Genomic DNA, 20,861 nt, shown 5'->3' with positions numbered 1-20,861 from the left:
TTTATGTGATCCCATTAGCTGCTGATCGGAGGAGGGGGAATTAGAGCGTTGGTTGATAGTCCTGTTCTTATCCAATGTTTGATTCACTGTAAGGTTAATTTTAGGTTGTGCTCGCATTATCGCTGATCAGATTGGTTTTTAATCATCTTCGGCTTTTGTCTATTACAAAATCAGAAAAATTAACAAAAAAGTGGGTTTTCAGCTTGACTGGTGAAGAAATGTGTTTCTATAGTGTATAAAAGTGGGGTAAAATAATAAAAAAGTGGAAAATTGTGGAGGAGTTGTATTCCACCACCTGGGACTAAATCATGTTTCGTGGAATAAATAGCATCACCATTGACACTAAAGGACGGTTGGCCATCCCAACTCGTTATCGAAGTGCTTTGGGTGCAGAGGAAAAAATTCCTCTGGTGGTGACTATTGATACTGAAGAAACCTGTTTGCTTCTTTACACTGCGGCTCAATGGCAGATAATTCAAGATAATTTGCAAAAATTGCCAAGTTTTAATGCAGCTGCTCGACGGATACAGCGTTTGTTAATTGGGCATGCTTCTGATGTTGAAGTTGATGCTAATGGACGCGTTCTTTTGCCGACGATTTTGAGAAATTATGCAAAGTTAGAAAAAGACGTCGTGATGATAGGTCAGGGTAATAAATTTGAAGTATGGAATAAAGAACTTTGGGAATCCAAACGTGAACAATGGTTGGCTGATGAAGCCTCCGGAACGGATGGATTACCTGATGAAATGAAAACGTTTTCTTTGTAGTGGAAACTTAAATGGCGACGCATCAATCAGTATTGCTACACGAATCAATTCAAGGCTTGGCTATCAAACCAGGGGGTACTTATTTTGATGGAACCTTTGGTCGTGGGGGGCACAGTCAGGAAATTTTGAATCATTTAAATGATAGTGGGCGTTTGTTTGCCATAGATAAAGATCCAGATGCAATTCAACATGCGAAAGATCATTTTGGACTGGATAAACGCTTCCAGATATTCCATGGCTCTTTCGCCAAAATAAAGGATTTTGCAGCAGAAGCTGGTGTACTTGGCGCAGTAGATGGAATTTTGCTTGACCTTGGGGTGTCCTCTCCACAACTCGATAATCCCGAGAGAGGATTCAGTTTTATGCAACAGGGTCCTTTGGATATGCGTATGGACATCACGCAAGCCATAAGTGCAGCTAAATTTATTAACGAAGCTGAAGTGGATGAGATGGCTTCAATATTCAGAACATATGGTGAAGAACGATTTGCGGGAAGAATTGCCAAGGCTATTCTTGAGGCGAGAAAAACTCAACCCATTACGACAACCTTGCAATTAGCAGAGATAGTAAAAGAGGCTAATCCAAAATGGGAAAAGCATAAACATCCTGCAACTCGAGTATTTCAAGCCATACGTATACATGTGAATCAGGAGTTGACTGACCTAAGCAGTTGTTTGGCTCAATGTCTGGATGTTTTAGCACCTGGCGGTCGATTAGCTGTCATTAGTTTTCACTCCCTTGAAGACCGGATTGTAAAACAATTTATGCGAGATAAAGAACAAGGACATAGGCCACCGCCTGAAGTACCTGTCAAATATGAACAGCTTAAAACAGGGTTTAAACGAGTAGGTAAAGCGATAATGCCACAAGAAAATGAAATTAAAGACAATGTCAGATCCAGAAGTGCGGTGCTTAGGATAGGGGAGAAACTAGCATGAATGCTGCAGCGAAAGTAATAAATCAGGGTAATTTATTCAATGGTCATTTGGCAGATATGCACATGTCTAAGTCAATATATATGTTGATAGTATTGTTAGCTGCCGTATTAGTGAGTGCCTTTGCAGTGATTTATAGTACAAACTCCTATAGGTCAACACTAAGTCAGGTAGAACAGGAAGAACAACAAACGCATTTTTTCCAATTGCAATGGGGGCAGTTGTTGTTAGAGCAAGCCAGCTTGGCTACTCCTGCTCGAGTAGAAGAGTTGGCACGGGAAAAATTGGGCATGACTTTGCCTAATTCTAAAAATACTTATTTTTTACATGCGCAATGAAAACCGTTCTTCACTGTGAAGAAGAGCAGAGTAAGTACATGAGCTTCAGATTAAGAGAAAAATCACCTCGAAAAATTTTAAGGCTTCATGTACACTCCCTACTCAATAACAATGAGTGCAAAATGGATGTATTTGTGCTTCAAAACACTATTTTTGAGTAGTCATTTATGAAAAAAACACATCATTTAGCCCGACTGATTACTGTTGCTGTTTTTTTTTCCATACTATTGCTTATTCTGATTTGGCGAATGGTCGATCTGACCGTTTTACATAGGCAATTTTTACAAGGACAGGGTAATGCTCGAAGTTTACGAGTAATTGATATTCCAGCATACCGGGGAATGATTACTGACAGAAACGGTACCCCTCTTGCTGTAAGTACGCCTGTTGAATCCGTATGGGTTAACCCTAAAGAATTTTCCCCTGACAAAGAACAGTTCATGCAGTTGGCAAAATACCTGAACCTTACTCCTCAAGCCTTAAGTAGAAAAGTAGTTGATGCAGAAAATCGAGAGTTCCTTTATTTACAAAGACAATTACCCCCGACTCTTTCAAAAAAAATTGAAGCATTAAAAATTCCTGGTGTAAATTTCCAGAAGGAATTTAAGCGTTTTTATCCTGATTCCGATAGTATGTCTCAGTTAATAGGGTTTACTAATGTTGATGATCAGGGCCTGGAAGGAATAGAGCTGGCTTATCAGGATTGGTTAATGGGAGTAGTGGGTAAGAAAAGAGTGATCAAAGATCGTCTGGGTCGAGTTATCGAAGAGTTGGGAGTGATAAAAGAACCACGCCCAGGACATGAGTTGTCCTTGAGTATTGATAGACGATTGCAATATCTGGCATACAGTGAATTGAGTAAAACTGTTGAGGAATTTGCAGCCAAATCCGGATCTGTAGTCGTACTTGATACTGAAAATGGTGAGATTCTCGCTATGGCCAACGTCCCATCCTATAATCCTAACTCTCGAGGTCGCTATGATAAAGACACCTACAGAAACAGAGCGTTAACGGATACTTTTGAGCCAGGCTCTGTAATTAAACCCTTCAGTATTGCCAGTGCTCTGGAAACTGGGCTTTTTACTCCTGATACTATTATCGATACCAATCCAAGCTGGATGATTGTGCATGGCCGTACGGTTCGTGACATTCATAATTATGGTGTATTGGATGTGACCGGTGTATTGCAGCACTCCAGTAATGTGGGCGTAACCAAAATGGTATTAGCGAGTCCTCCTGAGCAGCTTATTGGATTATTACAGCGAAGTGGATTTGGGCAAAGAACTGAAAGTGCCTATCCAGGTGAAAGTGAGGGCGGAATCGTAAAAGCTAAAGACGCGAACCCCTTCGTTTTGGCAACATTAGGTTTTGGATATGGCCTCTCTGTTACTGCGCTGCAGCTGGCTAAAGCGAGTTTAATATTTGCTAACAAAGGACAATTAATCCCGGTTACCTTAATTCATAATGATACACCAACACCCGGAATACAGGTGATACAACCTAAGACAGCTGAACAGGTGTTATTAATGATGGAGGCTGTGCTCGGTAAAGGTGGGACAGGTAAGGATGCTCGAGTACCTGGTTACAGAGTGGCAGGAAAAACAGGAACGGCGCGGATTGCCGGAAAAAATGGATATAAAGACAGAAAATATACCGCCAGTTTTATGGGTATAGCTCCTGTATCCAAGCCTAAATTTGTAGTGGTGGTTATAATTCATGAGCCTACACGAAAAGGGTACTACGCCGCTGCAGTTGCTGCTCCTTTGTTTGCTAAAGTGATGTCCGGAGCATTGCGTTTATTTAATGTACCTACTGATGATCCGGTTGGGTAACATACTGTGTATTTTCACTCGAAATGATGTTTGGGCAGCCTGAGATGATAGTTCGGGATCATAGGTAAAAGCTTTGCTTTGACTCAGGTTATTCTAAATTAGACTATTTATCATAATGAGGCATAGGCTCATGGAACTTACTCAATTATTAAAACCCTGGTTGAATCAGGAAGTAACCCATTGTGATCTGAACGATATTAAGAATGACAGTCGATTGATTCAACAGGGGGATTTGTTTATTGCATACCCTGGCGCGGCATCCGATGGTCGCTTGTATATTGAGAAAGCAGTTCAATCAGGTGCTGTTGCAGTTGTCTATGATCCGGATAATCTACCGGTTTCCTGTAAATTGCCGGTCTCTGTGCCATGTGTACCTGTACCGCATTTAGCAGAGGAATTAGCGCAAATTGCCAAAAGATTCTATCAGGAACCCGGTAAATCATTAACCGTTTCTGGCGTTACTGGCACCAATGGTAAAACGACAATAGCTTATCAACTGGCGCAAGCACATGATTTGCTCGGACAAAAATCTGCTTATATAGGTACTATAGGCCAAGGGGATGTACAACAGCTCAAACCTTTGGACAATACAACACCAGATGCTTTGTGTTTACAAAAATTACTATCTCAGTATCAAAAACAGGGCGTAAAACAAGTCTGCATGGAAGTATCATCACATGCTTTAAGTCAACATCGTGTTGACAGTATTGATTTTAATCAAGCACTGTTTACTAATTTGACTCTGGATCATTTGGATTATCACCACACCATGCAAGCTTATGGTGAGGCAAAGGCCATGTTGTTTGCCAGAGAGGAATTGCAATGGGCAATCATTAATCAAGATGACGAGTATCAGCATTTAATCAGCCGTTCCATCAAGCCGCATGTCAAAAAAATTACCTACGGTATGGGGCCTTCCTGTGATGTAAAAGCAGTGAAATGGCATAGTGATCTTAACGGAACAGAAATTGAAGTCCATTCTCCCTGGGGAATACATCAATTAACCATTAAAGCCCTTGGGCAGTTTAATATCTACAACAGTTTGGCGGTGTTTAGCAGTTTAATGGTTAGCGGGTACTCAGCGGACAAAGTTATTCAGGTTATGTCTCGGTTAAAAGCGGCACCAGGACGCATGGAAATAGTGGCGAATTCACCATACGTTCTGGTGGATTATGCCCATACTCCTGATGCTTTGGAAAATGTATTAACGACATTAAATCAACTAAAAAAAGGTCAATTGTGGGTCATTTTTGGTTGTGGCGGTGATAGAGATAAAACAAAACGTCCAGTGATGGGGAAAGCAGCCAGTCGTTATGCGGATAAAATTGTAATTACCAGTGATAATCCAAGAAGTGAAGATCCTTCGTTAATCGTTGATGAGATTGCTCAGGGAATTCCTTCGTCTACCCCAGTGACCAAATTAATTAATCGTGAAGAAGCCATTGCGCATGCTCTAAAGGGTGCGGACAAGGACGATATTATTCTGATTGCTGGCAAAGGTCATGAAGCCTATCAACAAATTGGATCTGAAAAACTGGCTTTTTCAGATCAGGAAGTTGTCAGACGATTGATCAAGGAATAATGTTCTAAAAGCCTCAGTGTGATTTTATGCACTGAGGCTGTTAAATTGTCAATACGCCCTGCAATCCTCAATTTATTCAAAAAATTCATCTTGTTCTTATTCTGGTTCAGTATATGTGGCTGCTTAATCACCTCAAAAAAAATGAACCAGCAGCTTTACTAGAGAATGTATACAATTTATCCCCGAGCCCTACATGCCGCGGCTTGTCCCTGGGAGAACCTCACAAAATTGAAGCATCTTATAAGTGCCTACGTACCGCGCTTTATGCGCGGTATCCATAGTGATGGTAGTGCAATGCAAATACTTTTTTCCTTAGGAGCAAAGCCTGGATACCGCGCATAAAGCGCGGTACGTCGATTTTTAATTATAAATCAATTGGTTACGATCACATTTTGTGACCATATATCAGGGCTTGTCCGCGGCCTCCAGGCGATGGTTCAATTAAGGCTGCTCCAATTTAATTACTCATTCAATTGATAAATATGAGCAAACACGACCTAATCGATTGATTAAGAATTCATATATTCATTATTGAAAATAAGAGAATGAAATTAAGTTTGACTTAATCTTCATGCTTTATTTTACCGCATTGCTTAATTTTTGAGAATCACACTGATGTCTACTGAAATTTTTTATTGGGATGGTTTAATCATGGATGAAACCATAGCAGATAAATACGTAGAAGTTATTAACCAATTAAAAAATGGAGAACTCCAGGGGGCTGGTTTATCTCTGAAAAAAATGCGTAGTCATAGAGTGTTTAGCCTTAGTACCAGCTATAGTGGCCGATTATTGTTTACATCTCGCGTCATTAACCAAAAGAAATGCCTTATATTTTTAGAAGAACTTCCCAATCATGATTATAAAAATTCAAAATTTTTAAATAATCCAGCGACTTTAAATCAGTTTTTTGAAAAGAATAATAATGAGCTCATGGAAATAGTTGATTTTGATGAAGAGTTTATGGACATTGATGATTTTCCCGTTCCGATGGACATAGATGAGAAAGAAAAACGACTGTATACCCCGGTTGAATATTATGATCAGGAATTTATCGTTTTAAACAGTTCTCAAAAGGAAGCTAAATTTGCAAGAGGGCCTGCAGTGATTGAAGGTCCTCCTGGATCAGGGAAATCATGTGCCGCACTTTCATTAATAGCCAATTCAAGACCAGAATTAAATAAAATACTTTATTTAACATCATCTCCTGCTTTGGTTTCTCATATGGAGGAGTTATATAAAAGCTTGCCCGTTTCTTTGGACAGTCCTTCTGGCCGGGTAGTTTTTAAGTCCTATCTGCAATTAGTACATGAAACCGATCCCGCCACGAAGGATAAAAAAATTGTTGGACAAAAGCACTTTGCCAAATGGTTTGCAGATTATTGCGATAGAAAAGAACAGCTGTTAAAAACTCAAAAATCAGAGCTAAAAAATTCAAAAAAAAAGAGACCCCAAAAGAGGATACAACATCTGCCTCAAGAATTGCTGGATGCAGGGAATGTATATCAGGAGTTCAGAACAACAGCAGCTTATTCAGAGTATGTTGATACCAAATTTGGTACTAATAAAGAATATACAAAGGTAAAATATGAGGAATTGGGTGAGAAACATCAATCCTTATTTAAAAAAGAACATCGCTCCTGGCTTTATCAAGCGTATCAAGACTATGTCACATACTTGCGACTTACCAATAGCCTTGATCTCTCCTTTTATCGTCTGAAATCAGATGATGTATTCGATATGGTTGTTGTCGATGAAGGGCAGGATTTTTCAAAAGCGCAAATTCAGGATATAACCGCACTGACCAGTCCAACACTGCAAATATATTTTTGTCGGGATTCTCATCAAAGCTTGGAAGACAGTCAATCCTCAGGTCCCTTTATCCATGAGCATTTGTTCCGTTTAGGTAAAAAAATGGGTATTAAAGCGCAACACATCGAACTTCCTTGTTCCTACAGAGTGTTTCCCAACGCGCAACCTTTAGTTGATAGAGTATTGGATTTGCGTATGAAATTGATCGGTGGCCGCGCCGATAATCTTGAATACGTCCAACTACCCATGACCGTGGAGCAAAACAGTACTTTAGGATCCGTTCATTGGTTTGATAAAGTACCTGCAGCTGTACATAGTGCTTTGCAGGAGGCAACTCAAAGCAGTGATTTAATCATTATCACTTTGCCCGAGTTTATAGACGAAGCTAAAAAATTCTTCAAGACTGATTTAGTCTATACCGTTGATCAAGTTAAAGGCTTACAATTTCCCGTTGTTGTTCTTTATAGAATGGCTGAAGATAAAGCTTTGGAAGAAGCAAATAAATTGCTTGGAACTCCAGAACTCTCTTATGTAGGAAGTAGTTCTACTGCTAATCGTCCTGCTGAGGGAGTAGGTAATCCCAAGTTTGGCCCTCCATTAAATCGCTTTTTTACCGCGGCAACACGGGCACAACAGCAAATTATAGTAATTCAACCCCCACAACATAAATTCAGTCATGTAATCAATGCCATGAAATCTGCTGAGCAATCTAATGAAGATTTTAAAATTGAGCTGAACAAACAGAGTTACTCCGAAGAAAAATGGATGGATTTGGTCAAAAAACTCATCCGAAAAAATGAAATACCTCTTGCTAAGAAAATTTATATTCAGCATTTAAAGAAAGCACCGATTGAATTCAAAGAATTTCTAAACGAAATTACGAATCCTTATTCTACCTCAAACCCAAAATCCGTTGTGAACAACAACAGTACTCTAAATACACAACAACAAGTTGCGTCGAGTTCATTTAATTCTACTGATTCCAGTACTGTAGCCTCAGTGAGTACATTGGGTATCTTTTCTGAAAGAATAATTCCTAAAGAGATCCCTGCACTTAAGAAAAAGAGAAGAGGTAGACATCAATCTATTATAACCCCAGGTACTTCAACTAATCCAAAGACTTCGAAACCTGTTTCATTAGTTGCTCAAGGTACAGATAAACGCAATCAACAGGATAATCAAAAAACTGAAATTAAGAAGTCTTTACCTTCGCAGCAGCAGAATAGATCAAAACCTCCGGTGAATGGACGTTTCATTCAGGAAACCTCAATGGATGAGTACATGAAAGGAGTAAGAAACAGCTCTAATCCCGGATTGCATTTATCCATGGAGTTATCCAATGGAACCCTCGATACTCAAAAACTGATTATGTTATTGATCAATTATCCGGAGTTAACCGAATTAATGACCATCGATCAATTGTGTCAAGTTGGAGAGCAAGCGCATACCTCACTTTTAAGCCAACTTTGCTCGCCTTATAGTGAATCGAGACATACTGCGCTCAATTTTTTGTTTGAAAAAGATCCTGAATTGATTCAGATATTTGCGGGTGGTTTACAGTGTTATTTACTTTCATTTCAAGAGGTTCAAGAGAGACTGACTAATGAAACAAGTGCAGCATTACTGGATATTTTTCAGAAAAAATCGGCAGATTTCCGTGATATTCAATACTTAAACACAACAGAGACTGGCAAAAAAATCCTGTTAAAATTGGCAAATGAACTGAATTGGAGTACTGAGCGATTACAAAAAGAATTACAAAATATTTCCACAAATCAACCAGAACCCAATTTTCATATTTCATTTCAACGTCAACAGATTAATACGACCATAAATCAGCATGCTTTCATAAATCAGCATGCTTTGTTTGCATCCCAGCTTAATGAACTTAATGAAGCATCATGGCCACATATTATTGCCAGAAATCCAACAGACGATATTTCTAGAAAAATAGTACGGCTGATGATACAAGGCAATGTGATTGGGACAGAACTATGGAATAGAGCTTCCTCTGTTTCCCTGTTGGATTTCTTTAACTATGTATGCAGGGAGTCCACCGTTCGCGAAAAGCTCAATGACCATGAAATTGAGTTGGCAACACGGGTGATAAAGACTCTTGAGAGTAATCCTGGTTGGAGCATTATTGAGCAATTAAATTATATTGATCTCGAATTATGTGCTCCAGATCTTGATATTACCTGCATTTTTTCAGGAATTTTGCGTACAGTTCGTACTCACTTGATTCTTGAAAACAGACTGCTCAATCAACTTTATACTCTGAATATAAAATTTTGGGGTAATACGGTCGGACAATTTAAGGACGTGTTAGTTAATCCTCATCGCATTCAAGCCATATTAGATCGGCTTTCTGTTAATGATGCTGTAGCAATAAAGGCATGGAATTCTCTCAATGAAATGGAATTTAAAAATAATCCTTCATGGTGTTCGTTGCAGTTTTTCACAACCTGCAAAAATGCAATGAGTCCAGAAGAGTATGAGAAATGTACTTTGCTTCAGGATATCATATTGTGGTTAGAGGCCGATAAACCTTGGGAACTAGAGACTTATTTTAACTACATAACCCAATGTCTGAAATCTGGGGAGTTGGGGCGATTTAGCCTGTTAGCCGGGTATTTGAGATTTGCACATGATTATCTTGCTAAACAGTTATTGCAGGAAAGGCTCAATCAACGAAAAATAATAAGTCCTTCTGAACGAGTATCAGCAGCAGAACATAACGAGGTGCGAATTACGCACTTGATGCATGACGAATCAATTATTGAAGATGAGGCAGACGAAGTGCATTCTGTACCTGGAATGAGGGCTTTTACCTAGGATGAGTTTACAATGAATCAATTCAATCTTAATGTCTCGCTTAGTTGGAAGCATTTTATCAGCTTTAATTGATACTCACTGTGTATCAAAGCATCCCTGCTTTTTTGAGTCATTATAGGATATTGCTCATGGTAGTATTTGCATTCGGAGGTTGGTTTACACTGGAATTAGAATTATTCATCTGATTATCAGCTGGAGCAAAGAACGATAATTGAGAGGCTACTTTCATCTCGCTGTTTAAGGATTTGTATTTTTGAATAATATTATCCAAATTGGGATTATAAGTAACCAATCGATTCAGGATCTGTTCTCCATCTGTGGATTTTAAAAGCATTTCTAATGGTGAAGATTTATGTATATCCTGAGTTGATAAATTACATTCCAGGCAAAGAAGTTCTTCGGGAATCTCTTTCGCAAACTCTGGATTTTTATCCAGGATAATCTTCAATATTCTATGTCCAATAGCTGAAGTTGATAACCAGAATAATGCGGATGTATTGGCAAATGTTCCAACATCAGGGCCTCTTTTGTTGCATAGTGCGGATGCGGTAATACCTTGAGCAATTTTGGTGTTATTCTCTAATAACTTGAGTATTATGTTTTGTCCACATGAAGTGGTTGAGAACCTATGGAACGCGGAACTAGCGCCGCTATTTTTATCTCTAATATCCGTGATCAGACATAATGCTTCGGCTGTGATACATTCTGTCAACGACGGATTATTAATTAACATCTGGTAAAAGATCATTTGCCCTTTTGTATTTTCTGCAAATAAGTACAGGGGAGATATATTTGCATATTCAGGCGCATTTGGTGGACGTGCGGTACACAGGATTTCCTTATTAATACTGTGAACCAGAGAGGGATTTTGTTTGTACATCTTGATAAGGGCATTCATGCCTTCTGCATCTGTTAGTAACCAGAAAAAAGGTGAGGTACCTGGCAGAGTTACAGCATTTAAAGGGCGTTCAAGATACAATGCTTTGTTGATAATAGATTTAGCCAGCTCAGGGTTAAGATCCAATAATAGATTGAGAAATACTCGCCCATCGGGATTAGCAGCAAGCCAGAACAGTGGTGAAGAACTACATTCCGGGTCATTTGGAAAGCTAATCACGTGGCATAGAGCTTCAGCAGTAATGCACTTCGCTATATCTGGATTTAAGTCAATTAATCTCCTTAATAGGTCTCTACCATCTTTTTGTCCACACAGCCAAAATAGGGGTGATGTATCTGCATTCATCTGATTCGGTGAGTTACGAATTTGGCATAAATCTTTAGCGGTAATTTCTTTGCCAAGTTTTGGGTTATAATCCAATAACTTAGTGAGCAGAGCACGACCATCAGCACTCCCTGTGAGCCAATATAATAGTGATGTATTGGGGTTGACACGAGTGTTTGCGCCAGTCGCCATACGTAGAGTCTTTCCTGTTATTCCCTTTGCTATATCAGGATTAGCATGGATTAACCTGATGAGTAGTTTACGTCCTTCTATAGATCCTGCAAGTACAAAGGAAGTAGATGTACTTGAGCTATCATTTTCTCTTTGTTGAAAGGCGTAATTCATGTCATCCGCGCTAATATTTTTACTCAGTTCTGGATTGAGGTCTAATAATCTCTTGATTAACGCGATACCTTCAGAGGAGTTGGCTGCATAAGATAATGGTGAATGATGGGCGTTATTACCCATTGCGACGGTACGTCTCCGACATAAAGCTTCTGCGCTGATTCCTTTGGCAAAATCCGGATTTAGGGTCAATATTTTATTCAGGAGAACACGACCATCACAAGTTGAAAGCAACCAGAACAATCCTGAAACATTCGCATAGATTTCTGCATGTGCTGTAAGTGGCAGACATAATGCGCTGGCCGTTAATTGCTGAGCTATTTTGGGGTTGAGATCCAATAATAAATTTAAAGCATCTCGACCTTGCGAAGATGACGTAAACCAATAGAATGCTGAAGTATTGGTATCGTTACTATTGGTTTTTTTTCTTATTTGGCATAAAGTCTCACCGGTAATTGTTTTACCCAGATTTGGATTTTGAGCTAATAATTTCGTTAACAAAGTCAGCCCAGTGGTTGAGCTCGAAATCCAATACATTGGCGAAACGATTTCCAGAGTATCTGTTGGTTTGGCTTCAGGCGACTGATTCAGGAATTGATCGTCGAGTTCTTTTCCTAAGTCAGGGTTCAATTCTAAAAGTTTGTTTACAAATTTTCGACCGTCAATATAAGCTAAGAGCCAATATAATACGGATGCATTATGATGTGCAATTGTGTTCGATTTAGGAACATAAGTTAAGGTTGATATTTTGATGTCTTTTGCCAGACCAGCATGACAGTTCAGTATCATTTTCAGGATTGATCGCCCCTCCGTTTTTAAGGTAAGCAGGAGGATGGTGGGGATGTCGTCTGGCGGATTGCATTGACAGAGAATATCGGGAGTGAACGCTTTGGATAAAGCATTCCAATGTTTATTTACAAGGCGCAGGATTAAATCGTTGAATTGAGAATTATTTATGAGCTTTGTGAATAAAAAGGTGCCATCGCTCAGTCGATGTTGAAATAAAAGTCTGGCCGCTGATTTGTGTTTAAACAGATTATTAATGGATTTTTCATTTAATTGATTTAATAATAAATTAATATAGGTGTCATACGGAGACAGTTTAGACACCTTCTCAGCAGCAGTATTGGGTTTAGGTACTGAATTGGTATCAACGGGGTTGCTGTTTTTTTCTTTCTCTGGCAGATTACATCTTTGTGTTGACTGACTGGCTTTAGGCTGATTCTGTTTTTTTCTATTCGAATGCGTTTCTCTTGCTCCCGAAGTGTTTTTTGTGTTTGGAATGTCCTCTTTAGGCAGCTCCTTTTTTTGAGAAGAACTGTCGCTGTGTGCAGGTGTCGGGTGATCAGTTTGGCTAGTCATTCTTTTCTGCGCATTTATTTTTTCTTCAATGGCAGTCGAATTCAGCTTTAGATGAAAGTGCATCAGTTCTCTGGCGACCGATATCCTTCCTTCAGCTAAATGATGTTCAATGACTTGCTCCCATTTTAATTGTTCATTTTCAGGCTTATATTCTTTTAATGAAGTACTCAGTTGGTTACGTGGAAGTTGCCCTAAAAATTGTTCACCCAGTTTAATCCAACGATTGTTTGCTTCGTGGACAAATACGTCAGATTGAGAGCGAGTGATGGAGACATAGAGGGCATTTAACATATTCCATTGTTCTAACGTTAACTCGGTGGTGTCGGGTTTTTTAATTTTTTGCATTAAATCATGAAAACACTTATTGCTTGAAAAAGGTTTCCATAAAATCACGCGATCAAAGTCAAGCCCAATAGCCTGTCTGGCTGTCAGAATATTATTGGTATTCAATTGCTTATTAATAAACTCTCTTTCACCAGGTTCCAGATGCTCGGCAATAACAACAGTACCTGTCAATGCGCCAAATTCACGTATTTTTTCCATTCCTGGAGTATTAATCCAGCTTACCATGCCTCCGCTGGCATGCATTGACTCAATAGCATGGTAGTTTCGTCGTTTTCCACTGCCATCTAACCTGTATTTCATCTGCATCAGTGTATTGGCAGCTTCAGCTACTTTGGGTCGGCATCGCCAGGTTTTAGGCAAAGGCTGTTCTGTGTAAGCACCATAATGTTGATGCATGAGCTCTTTGAGGCAACTGAGGATATAAGGTGAGGAGATAAGGCATTGTTCACTGTCGAGACAAGCCACAAAATGCTGATCCTCCGCGAGTATTATTAAATCACACAGTGCTACTGGTGGCAGATTTTGTGCTTCATCACAAAAGACACTGAGGAATTTTTGATTTTTTGGACGATTTAATCGAGTTACCATCGGATCGAGAAGCTGATGTTCCTTGAGATGCAGTTGCCATAATTCAAGTAAATTGATTAACCTATTCTGCATTTCCGGATTTTTGGAGTAATAACATTGACGATTACCCAGCTCCATATATTTTTTATTTCCAAGGGCAGCAATCAAACTGAATTCATAATGAATGACATCGCTGGATTCTTTGGGCAGTTTGTCTTTTAGCCAAAGGGAAAACTCTTCATTCTGGATTAATTTTAAATCAGGATGATGTTGTGCCAGCAATGCCTGCCATGTTGAAAATAATACGTTCGGATTATTTCCTGATTGATCTGATTTATATTGTTCTTCCAAAGTGGTTATCAAATTTTCGGACTGGGAGATAAACAATACTGGAGATGCCACTGACGTTTCCACTGTATTGGTTTGCAAATCAGAATTCAAAATTAAAAAATAATAATTAAGTATTTTGAGCATCAGATTGTACAAAATTACAGTTTTACCAGCTCCTGGTGGTCCATTCAGTATTAATGGTGTTTTTTGCAGCATGGCTTTGTGTTGGGAATCATCAAGAGCCAGAGTTAATTTGTTGTAGGATACAGCAGGGAGCAGTGATAGTGTGTCTGAAGTAGCTTCAGGCGCATCCTGATATAGATCCTCATCAATAGTGATTAGTTCAATATTACCTGGATTTTTACTGCGTAATTGTCGTTTAACCTGCCCGTAATTATGATCATTGAGGGCTAATATCAGCAGAGTTTTTTTTTCGTTGTGTAGGATGTAGGTATAAATCAAACGATTTTTTTTATCTGTTTTTGCTCGAAAGACATCTTCGTTGTTGTATTTTGATCCTGTTAATTTTTTTACATTAGGATAGCGAAGGTCTCTGGACAGAATTTTTTTAATTAAATCAGAATGTTGGAGTAGTTCTGAAGCGTTAATTCGAGTGTGATCATAGAGAATTTGGGGCATATAAAAATACCTGTAATGTTATCTTTCCTTTGTTTAAGAAATTATGGGTTTAATTGTGGTCGCATTGTAACTAAATTGACTCGTTGATGTCAAAATATTAACAAAATGGTCTTAATTTTGAATTACGGTTCATTATCAATAAAAGTTAATGAAACAAATAGGAAGATGGAGTTTATATCATGGGCAGTATTCAGGATTCTGTAATTCCATTATAAAAAGATGGGAACTTCTGATGCATTAAATTGATATAAAGGGAAAAATTATGGCGATATTGATGCTGCTTGCGCAGACTTAGAAATGCCAGTTCTTTATTTTGAGCTTCTTTGAGTTTTCTGGTCTCAGTTACTGGATTGTATAGTGAAAGTATCAGTTCCTGCCATGATTGGTGTGCATCGCATGTTATTTCAGTAGACAGGTCAGGTTGGGCATAGGTGGGTTCAGGTATGTTCATCATCTCGTGTAATTGTTGACTTATCAAAGCGACAGCCCCGTATTTGGCTTCCATACTATGACCCGCTATATGAGGGGTACATAAAATAGCTTTTTCAATGATACGCTCATCGATTGACGGTTCATTCAGATATACATCGGTACAATAAATCAGTTCATTCTGGCAGCTCACCAAGGCTTCTTCATTGACTATTCCACCTCGAGAAGCATTGATGAGAGCGCAACCTGCATTTAGTTGATTCAGGAAGTTCAGATCAACCAAATTGGTACTGGGATGAGGATTTGTATTGTGTAATTCAGCATGGATGCAAAGGAGATCACATTCAAACAATTCCTCAAGCTCACAACTTTGAAAGGCGCTATCATCGTGAGCTTTAAGTGGATCATAAGTACTGATTTGAAAATTTAAGGCGTTCAAGCGACGGTAGACTTTACTGCCAACAGCTCCCATTCCAATGATTCCCGCTTTCTTGCCATTCAACAGGTTTTCTTGTTCGAGATAAGCCAGGGACGATACGACATAATCAGCTACCGAGGTCGCATTAGATCCTTTGGCATCAATAAGCTCAATGTTGTTGTTTTTTAAATAGGCATGATCGATATGATCCGTTCCACTACTGGCCGTAGCAACATATTTTAAGCGATGATCTTTCAGTAGATGATGATTTACCTTCAATGTTGATCTGCAAAGCAGGATGTCTTGTTGAGTAAGCAATAAGGGGATTTCTTCTGGCTTATTATAAAGCGTCAGAATAAATGGCGAAGGAAATGCTTCTTCCAAACCTGGGAGAGTGGCATCGGCAAGAATGTTCATAAATTAAATATAAGACTCAGTAGATATAATCCACCGTTTATCAGTGGAAGTAAAATATATCCCAGGACATTAGTGAATATTAAGATGACCAGAATCAAGAATCCATAAGGTTCAATTTTTTCATAGACCATGGCCTGCCTGGGAGGTAACAAACTGCTGACTACTCTACTGCCATCAAGTGGGGGTATGGGAATGAGATTTAAAAAAGCCAATACCAGGTTAATTACCATCCCGGCTCTGGAGGTAACCAATAAAAAGAGCCCGGCCATTGAAGTTTCAGGATGTAAAAATGTAGCTATTTTAAAGCACCCAGCCCATAAAAAAGCCATAAGGAAATTAGCAAACGGTCCTGCTAATGTAACCAGTATCATATCTCTTCTGGGATGGCGTAACTGATTCCAGTTTATAGGTACTGGTTTCGCATAACCAATTACAAAATTAAAATGGGTGAGTACTCCCGCCAATATAGGTAACAGTATTGTTCCTATGGGATCAATGTGTTTGACTGGATTTAAACTTAATCGACCAAACATTTTTGCTGTAGTATCACCACATTTAAATGCTACGTAGGCGTGAGCAGCTTCATGTAAGGTAATGGCTAATAAAACAGGGAGAGCCCAAATACAGACTTGTTGGATTAAGGTAAATTCTTGCATTAATCATTCTATTATGAAAATCAGGATTTGATTCTATCCAATTCTTGATGCGATTAACAAGAACTAAGTTGATAAATAGTGTTGAATAAAATCTGACCGTATAAATGAAAGCAAAGAACTTCAGAGCTGATTTTAAGCATTGGTCTTGGCTAAAACAGCTCCATCTTATATGATGCTGTATAGCGTATTTTTTATAAAGGATTTGGTAGATGACTCAATTTGAACGAACTTTTAATCTGATGAAGAAACCCTGGGTAATCATTCTCTATGCTGCTCTGGTTGTTTTAATTTATTTTTATGTAGACATTCCTACGGCTGTTTATTTTCATCAGCTAGACATCCGCAACACTATTCCTGCCCTTAACGTATTGACTGCTTTCGGGCAATGGAAAGTCTATATCGTCTTATTTATATTCTTGGGGTTTCATTCGCGATTCATTCAAAAAAACGATCGTTTTGAAGCAAGAATCTGGTATCTGTTAGGTTGTGTTTTCATCCCTAATCTTATCGGTTTTATCCTGAAGGTCTGCGTGAGTCGGGCACGACCGGATTTATTATTTTCTAATAATCTGTTCGGTTTTTATTGGTTTCAAACGAAAGATTTATATTGGTCTTTTCCTTCAGGACATTCTCTTACTGTAATTGGCCTGGCTTCTGGATTAGGCGTTCTGTTTCCAAAATATTTCTTTGCATTTCTTGGTCTGGCCACCCTTGTAGTACTTTCCCGAGTATTCCTATACCATCATTACTTAAGTGATGTAATGACCGGATTTTATTTGAGTATTCTGGTAGTTGGCTTTTTTACTGAATTTTTAAAAAGGAAGCATTACCTTATTAAAATGAAATGAGCCTGTTGAGTCAGTCTGATTAAAGGAGTAATTATGACTATAGAAGCGGAATTGGAGCGACTGGTAACGATCTATGCGACATTTGATTCAGAGCACAAGTGCTATGTCGCGAAAAAAGATAAGTCTTTGTTATGTTTAGAGAGTGATTTTGCTAAACTGGTGAATCAACAACTTTTGGGCAATGGACCATCAAAAGAGAGTATAACCGGTCAGTATAGAAAAATCAGTGTGGCATTTCATCCAGATCGAAAGCCGAGCTATTCACCTGAAATCAGTTGGCTTGAACACAGTTTATCGGAAGGAAAAAATGATGGTGCCTGTTTCAAGCTTTTGAAGTTTTGCCATGACAAATTCGTGAATCCGGAACAATTTAAAGACTCTAACTTTGCTGATATTAAAACTAAAGAAGATTGTAAAAAATGGTTGGATGATTTAAAAAATCAGGCGAGTACTTATACGGGGCGAAGCCTGTATGATAGTTTGCAGGACTTGCTTGATCAATCAAATAATTTTTTCGATGATGCTGGAAAGATTAAACCTACTGGCTTAAGAGTTTTGATAAAATCCATCCCGGTAATTTTCGCTACCTATGGAACATTTATATTTGCGGAAGAATTATTTGCCGTTTACGCACTTTATTTTATTATGTTAAAGAGCGGTCAATATCTTGAGACCTGTAAATCATCTGATTTAAAGACCATAGGCAAAACCCTTCAGGAAATAAGTACTATTACAGCCACTGCGACCACAACGTTTATGGTACGTTTGCTTGAGTTGATATTCTGGGCTTCACACCAGTGTCTGGATGTGAGCTTACAAATTGGCTCTTCTATTTTTACACCATTGCTTCCTGTTTCGTCTTCAAGTAAGGAGAGTATGCCTGAAGATGATTCTAATAAGTGTATGGATCTCATTCTCGCAAGCCAGAATATGCAAGAAGGAATGCAGTTCCGGACACCTGAGTTAAAGGTTATTTCAGCCCCGCTTGAGTCTTATTTAGGAATAAATGCTCAACAGATTTTTCGTGGCTGGCGTTTAGGGCAGGAGAAATTTCGCGCAGTTGAGGCGTTTTTATTTCGTATGAGGGTATTGGATAACAGCCCGGATCCCGTTGAATCTAAATTAAAACAGGCTGAAGAAGAACTGCGTAAAATTAAAGATAATCCAAACGTTTATAACAGCACCACGGCTACTGCGGTAGACCGGGCAGGGCGAATAATTGATCTGTTAACTGAGTCCGATGTTTCTGATCGCCAGTTAGTGGTATATACACCCCAATAGTATTTGATATACCGTTATTCTTGTTTTAGCAATTAAGGGTCGGTTGACTTGTGATCCCCTGACCCCCATTTGCTGAGCTTTAAACCTTTATCTCTTGTACATCATCAAGAATCCAGTTCAGTCCCATTGTCTGACGCATCACATATTTTCCTAGAGCTCCCTTGGCTCTCGATTAAAAAAATGGACTCCAGGGAAAATCATCGTCACGTAGGGTCTATAAAGTCAACTCATCTGTCCCTAATTATAAATATATAGATCCGAAATCAATCTTCCTTTACACATTTGTAATTATGAATTTGATGTTAAATAACTTTTTTATAATTTTAAATTTAATTAATCTATATGAAGCAGATGCATTAACCACGCTAATATGTTTATCAAATTTGTTATTAGTAAACACACCATAATTGCATTTTTAAATTGATCCATTATGATTCAAATTTTAACGGTTTTGTTACGTTAAATCGGCCATTTCGAGCATTTTATGAACTATGCTTAATTTGGATAGTTGCGATTTGATGGGGATCGAAGATGTTAACTCAAGCAGTCATCGGTGTTGTAAGAGCTCTAAATGGAATACTTGAAAAAGTCAATGCGCATGGAGAAGCGCATATCGTTAAGTCAGGTGCTCCACTGCATCAAGGCGATATTCTTACCTTATTAAGTGGTGAAGCATACATTCAATTTATTGAAGGATTCCCGGAAGCATTGGCTTTGAATAAGCCTTTTCCTCTTGATGGAATTTCCCCAGTATTAAAATTTGGATCCCTAAACGCCAATGAAGAAATTATTAAGGAAGCACTGGCAAAAGGCATAGATCCCTCGCTGGTTCTTGATATTCTTGGAGCTACCGCAGCCGGTGTTGACGTGTTAGGATCGGGCAGCGAATCTTATTATTTGGATCCCATCTATAGCGCAGGGCTGGTATTCTCTGGATACAGTAACTTACCTCTCGCACTTGATAATTACAAATCAGAACTGGATCCCCAAGGAATCGTATTCAGACCCATATTAGAAACTATAACAGCAGATTCATTTGTTATACCCGATATCGTTATCCCCCCATCAGTAATTAACGGAATTTTTATTGGAGATGTCACTGAACCTGGTGGTTTAAATAACTCAATACCTGGAGCACCAAAATTTACAGCTCAAATAACAAGTATTGATGGCTTTGTCCCAGATGGGAAAACCGGACCATTGGGTACCTTTACTATGGATGCATCCGGAAAATGGACGTATGAACTACACGATAATAGCCCTTTCGTTGATGCACTTAAAGCTGGTGAAGTACGAGTTGTGACATTTGATGCTGTTGCTACCGATGGCACTACACAAAAAATAACTGTCACGATTCATGGTACAAATGATGCCCCTAATGCACTGCCTGAAAATAGCACTGTGCTTGAAGATACCACACTGACAGGTAATTTATTGATTAATGACAGTGATCCGGAAGGTGATCCCATAACCATCACTACGTTTAGTATAGAGGGTGATACAACCGTATATCAAGCAGGACAGACAGTTACTATTAATGGTAAAGGTGAATTAGTTATTAAAGCTAATGGAGACTTCAGTTTTACTCCTTCTCCTGATTATAATGGTCCGATACCCACTACGACATATAAGATGTCTGATGGTACTATGGAAAACAGTACTACATTATCATTGACTATTCGTTCAGTTAATGATGCCCCTGACGGCACTGATGAAAATATAACGACTACGGAAGATACACCTGTAGTTATTAAAACGACTGATTTTGGTTTCACAGATCCGAAAGATAATCCCGCTGACAGTCTTCAAGCTGTGAAAATAAACACATTACCACTTGAAGGAACCCTTATTTTACATGGGGCTGCAGTAACTGCTGGACAAATTATTAGCGTTGCAGATAT

At 38.8% G+C, this 20,861-nt stretch carries 12 protein-coding genes; 9 read left to right on the top strand and 3 right to left on the bottom strand.

Annotated features, from left to right (window positions below; all coding sequences use genetic code 11):
• The first annotated feature begins 308 nt into the window (after positions 1–308).
• The 6 genes from mraZ (at position 309) to Lqua_RS09575 (ending at position 10,101) form a co-directional block, all read left to right on the top strand.
• Positions 309–767, top strand: coding sequence for a division/cell wall cluster transcriptional repressor MraZ (gene mraZ / locus Lqua_RS09600; RefSeq protein WP_058474071.1), 459 nt, complete (start codon positions 309–311; stop codon positions 765–767).
• Between the two features lie 11 nt (positions 768–778).
• On the top strand, positions 779–1,705 hold the full coding sequence (rsmH, locus tag Lqua_RS09595; protein ID WP_058474070.1) for a 16S rRNA (cytosine(1402)-N(4))-methyltransferase RsmH: 927 nt from the start codon (positions 779–781) through the stop codon (positions 1,703–1,705).
• On the top strand, positions 1,702–2,040 hold the full coding sequence (ftsL, locus tag Lqua_RS09590; protein WP_058474069.1) for a cell division protein FtsL: 339 nt from the start codon (positions 1,702–1,704) through the stop codon (positions 2,038–2,040). Before rsmH ends, ftsL begins: the two co-directional genes overlap by 4 nt.
• Before the next feature lie 167 nt (positions 2,041–2,207).
• Positions 2,208–3,872: a peptidoglycan D,D-transpeptidase FtsI family protein gene (locus Lqua_RS09585; RefSeq protein WP_058474068.1), complete on the top strand. Its 1,665-nt coding sequence runs from the start codon at positions 2,208–2,210 to the stop codon at positions 3,870–3,872.
• A 130-nt stretch (positions 3,873–4,002) separates the two neighbouring features.
• On the top strand, positions 4,003–5,454 hold the full coding sequence (locus Lqua_RS09580) for a UDP-N-acetylmuramoyl-L-alanyl-D-glutamate--2,6-diaminopimelate ligase (RefSeq protein WP_058474067.1): 1,452 nt from the start codon (positions 4,003–4,005) through the stop codon (positions 5,452–5,454).
• A 615-nt stretch (positions 5,455–6,069) separates the two neighbouring features.
• A complete protein-coding gene (locus Lqua_RS09575; RefSeq protein ID WP_058474066.1) occupies positions 6,070–10,101 on the top strand; it encodes a DEAD/DEAH box helicase family protein in 4,032 nt (1,343 codons plus the stop codon).
• A 112-nt stretch (positions 10,102–10,213) separates the two neighbouring features.
• On the opposite strand, the gene Lqua_RS09570 is transcribed toward Lqua_RS09575, so the two are convergent.
• The 3 genes from Lqua_RS09570 to Lqua_RS09560 all read right to left on the bottom strand — a co-directional run bounded on the left by Lqua_RS09570 (position 10,214) and on the right by Lqua_RS09560 (position 16,831).
• On the bottom strand, positions 10,214–14,911 hold the full coding sequence (locus Lqua_RS09570) for a hypothetical protein (RefSeq protein ID WP_058474065.1): 4,698 nt from the start codon (positions 14,909–14,911) through the stop codon (positions 10,214–10,216).
• Positions 14,912–15,101: 190 nt separating this feature from the next.
• Positions 15,102–16,175 (bottom strand): 4-phosphoerythronate dehydrogenase, encoded by a 1,074-nt coding sequence (locus tag Lqua_RS09565; protein WP_058474064.1) that lies wholly within the window; start codon positions 16,173–16,175, stop codon positions 15,102–15,104.
• A complete protein-coding gene (locus tag Lqua_RS09560; RefSeq protein ID WP_058474063.1) occupies positions 16,172–16,831 on the bottom strand; it encodes a site-2 protease family protein in 660 nt (219 codons plus the stop codon). Before Lqua_RS09560 ends, Lqua_RS09565 begins: the two co-directional genes overlap by 4 nt.
• Before the next feature lie 209 nt (positions 16,832–17,040).
• Between Lqua_RS09560 and Lqua_RS09555 the strand changes: the two genes are divergently transcribed.
• The 3 genes from Lqua_RS09555 to Lqua_RS09545 all read left to right on the top strand — a co-directional run.
• Positions 17,041–17,679: a phosphatase PAP2 family protein gene (locus Lqua_RS09555; protein ID WP_058474062.1), complete on the top strand. Its 639-nt coding sequence runs from the start codon at positions 17,041–17,043 to the stop codon at positions 17,677–17,679.
• Positions 17,680–17,712: 33 nt separating this feature from the next.
• On the top strand, positions 17,713–18,960 hold the full coding sequence (locus tag Lqua_RS09550; RefSeq protein ID WP_058474061.1) for a hypothetical protein: 1,248 nt from the start codon (positions 17,713–17,715) through the stop codon (positions 18,958–18,960).
• 531 nt (positions 18,961–19,491) lie between these two features.
• Positions 19,492–20,861, top strand: a 1,370-nt coding sequence (locus Lqua_RS09545; protein ID WP_169792349.1) for a VCBS domain-containing protein, incomplete at its 3' end; no start/stop codon positions are given.

The sequence above is a fragment of the Legionella quateirensis genome (assembly GCF_001467955.1).
Taxonomy (GTDB): domain Bacteria; phylum Pseudomonadota; class Gammaproteobacteria; order Legionellales; family Legionellaceae; genus Legionella; species Legionella quateirensis.
Note: the sequence above shows the minus strand (reverse complement) of the source record. Positions and strands in the feature narration are given on the sequence as shown.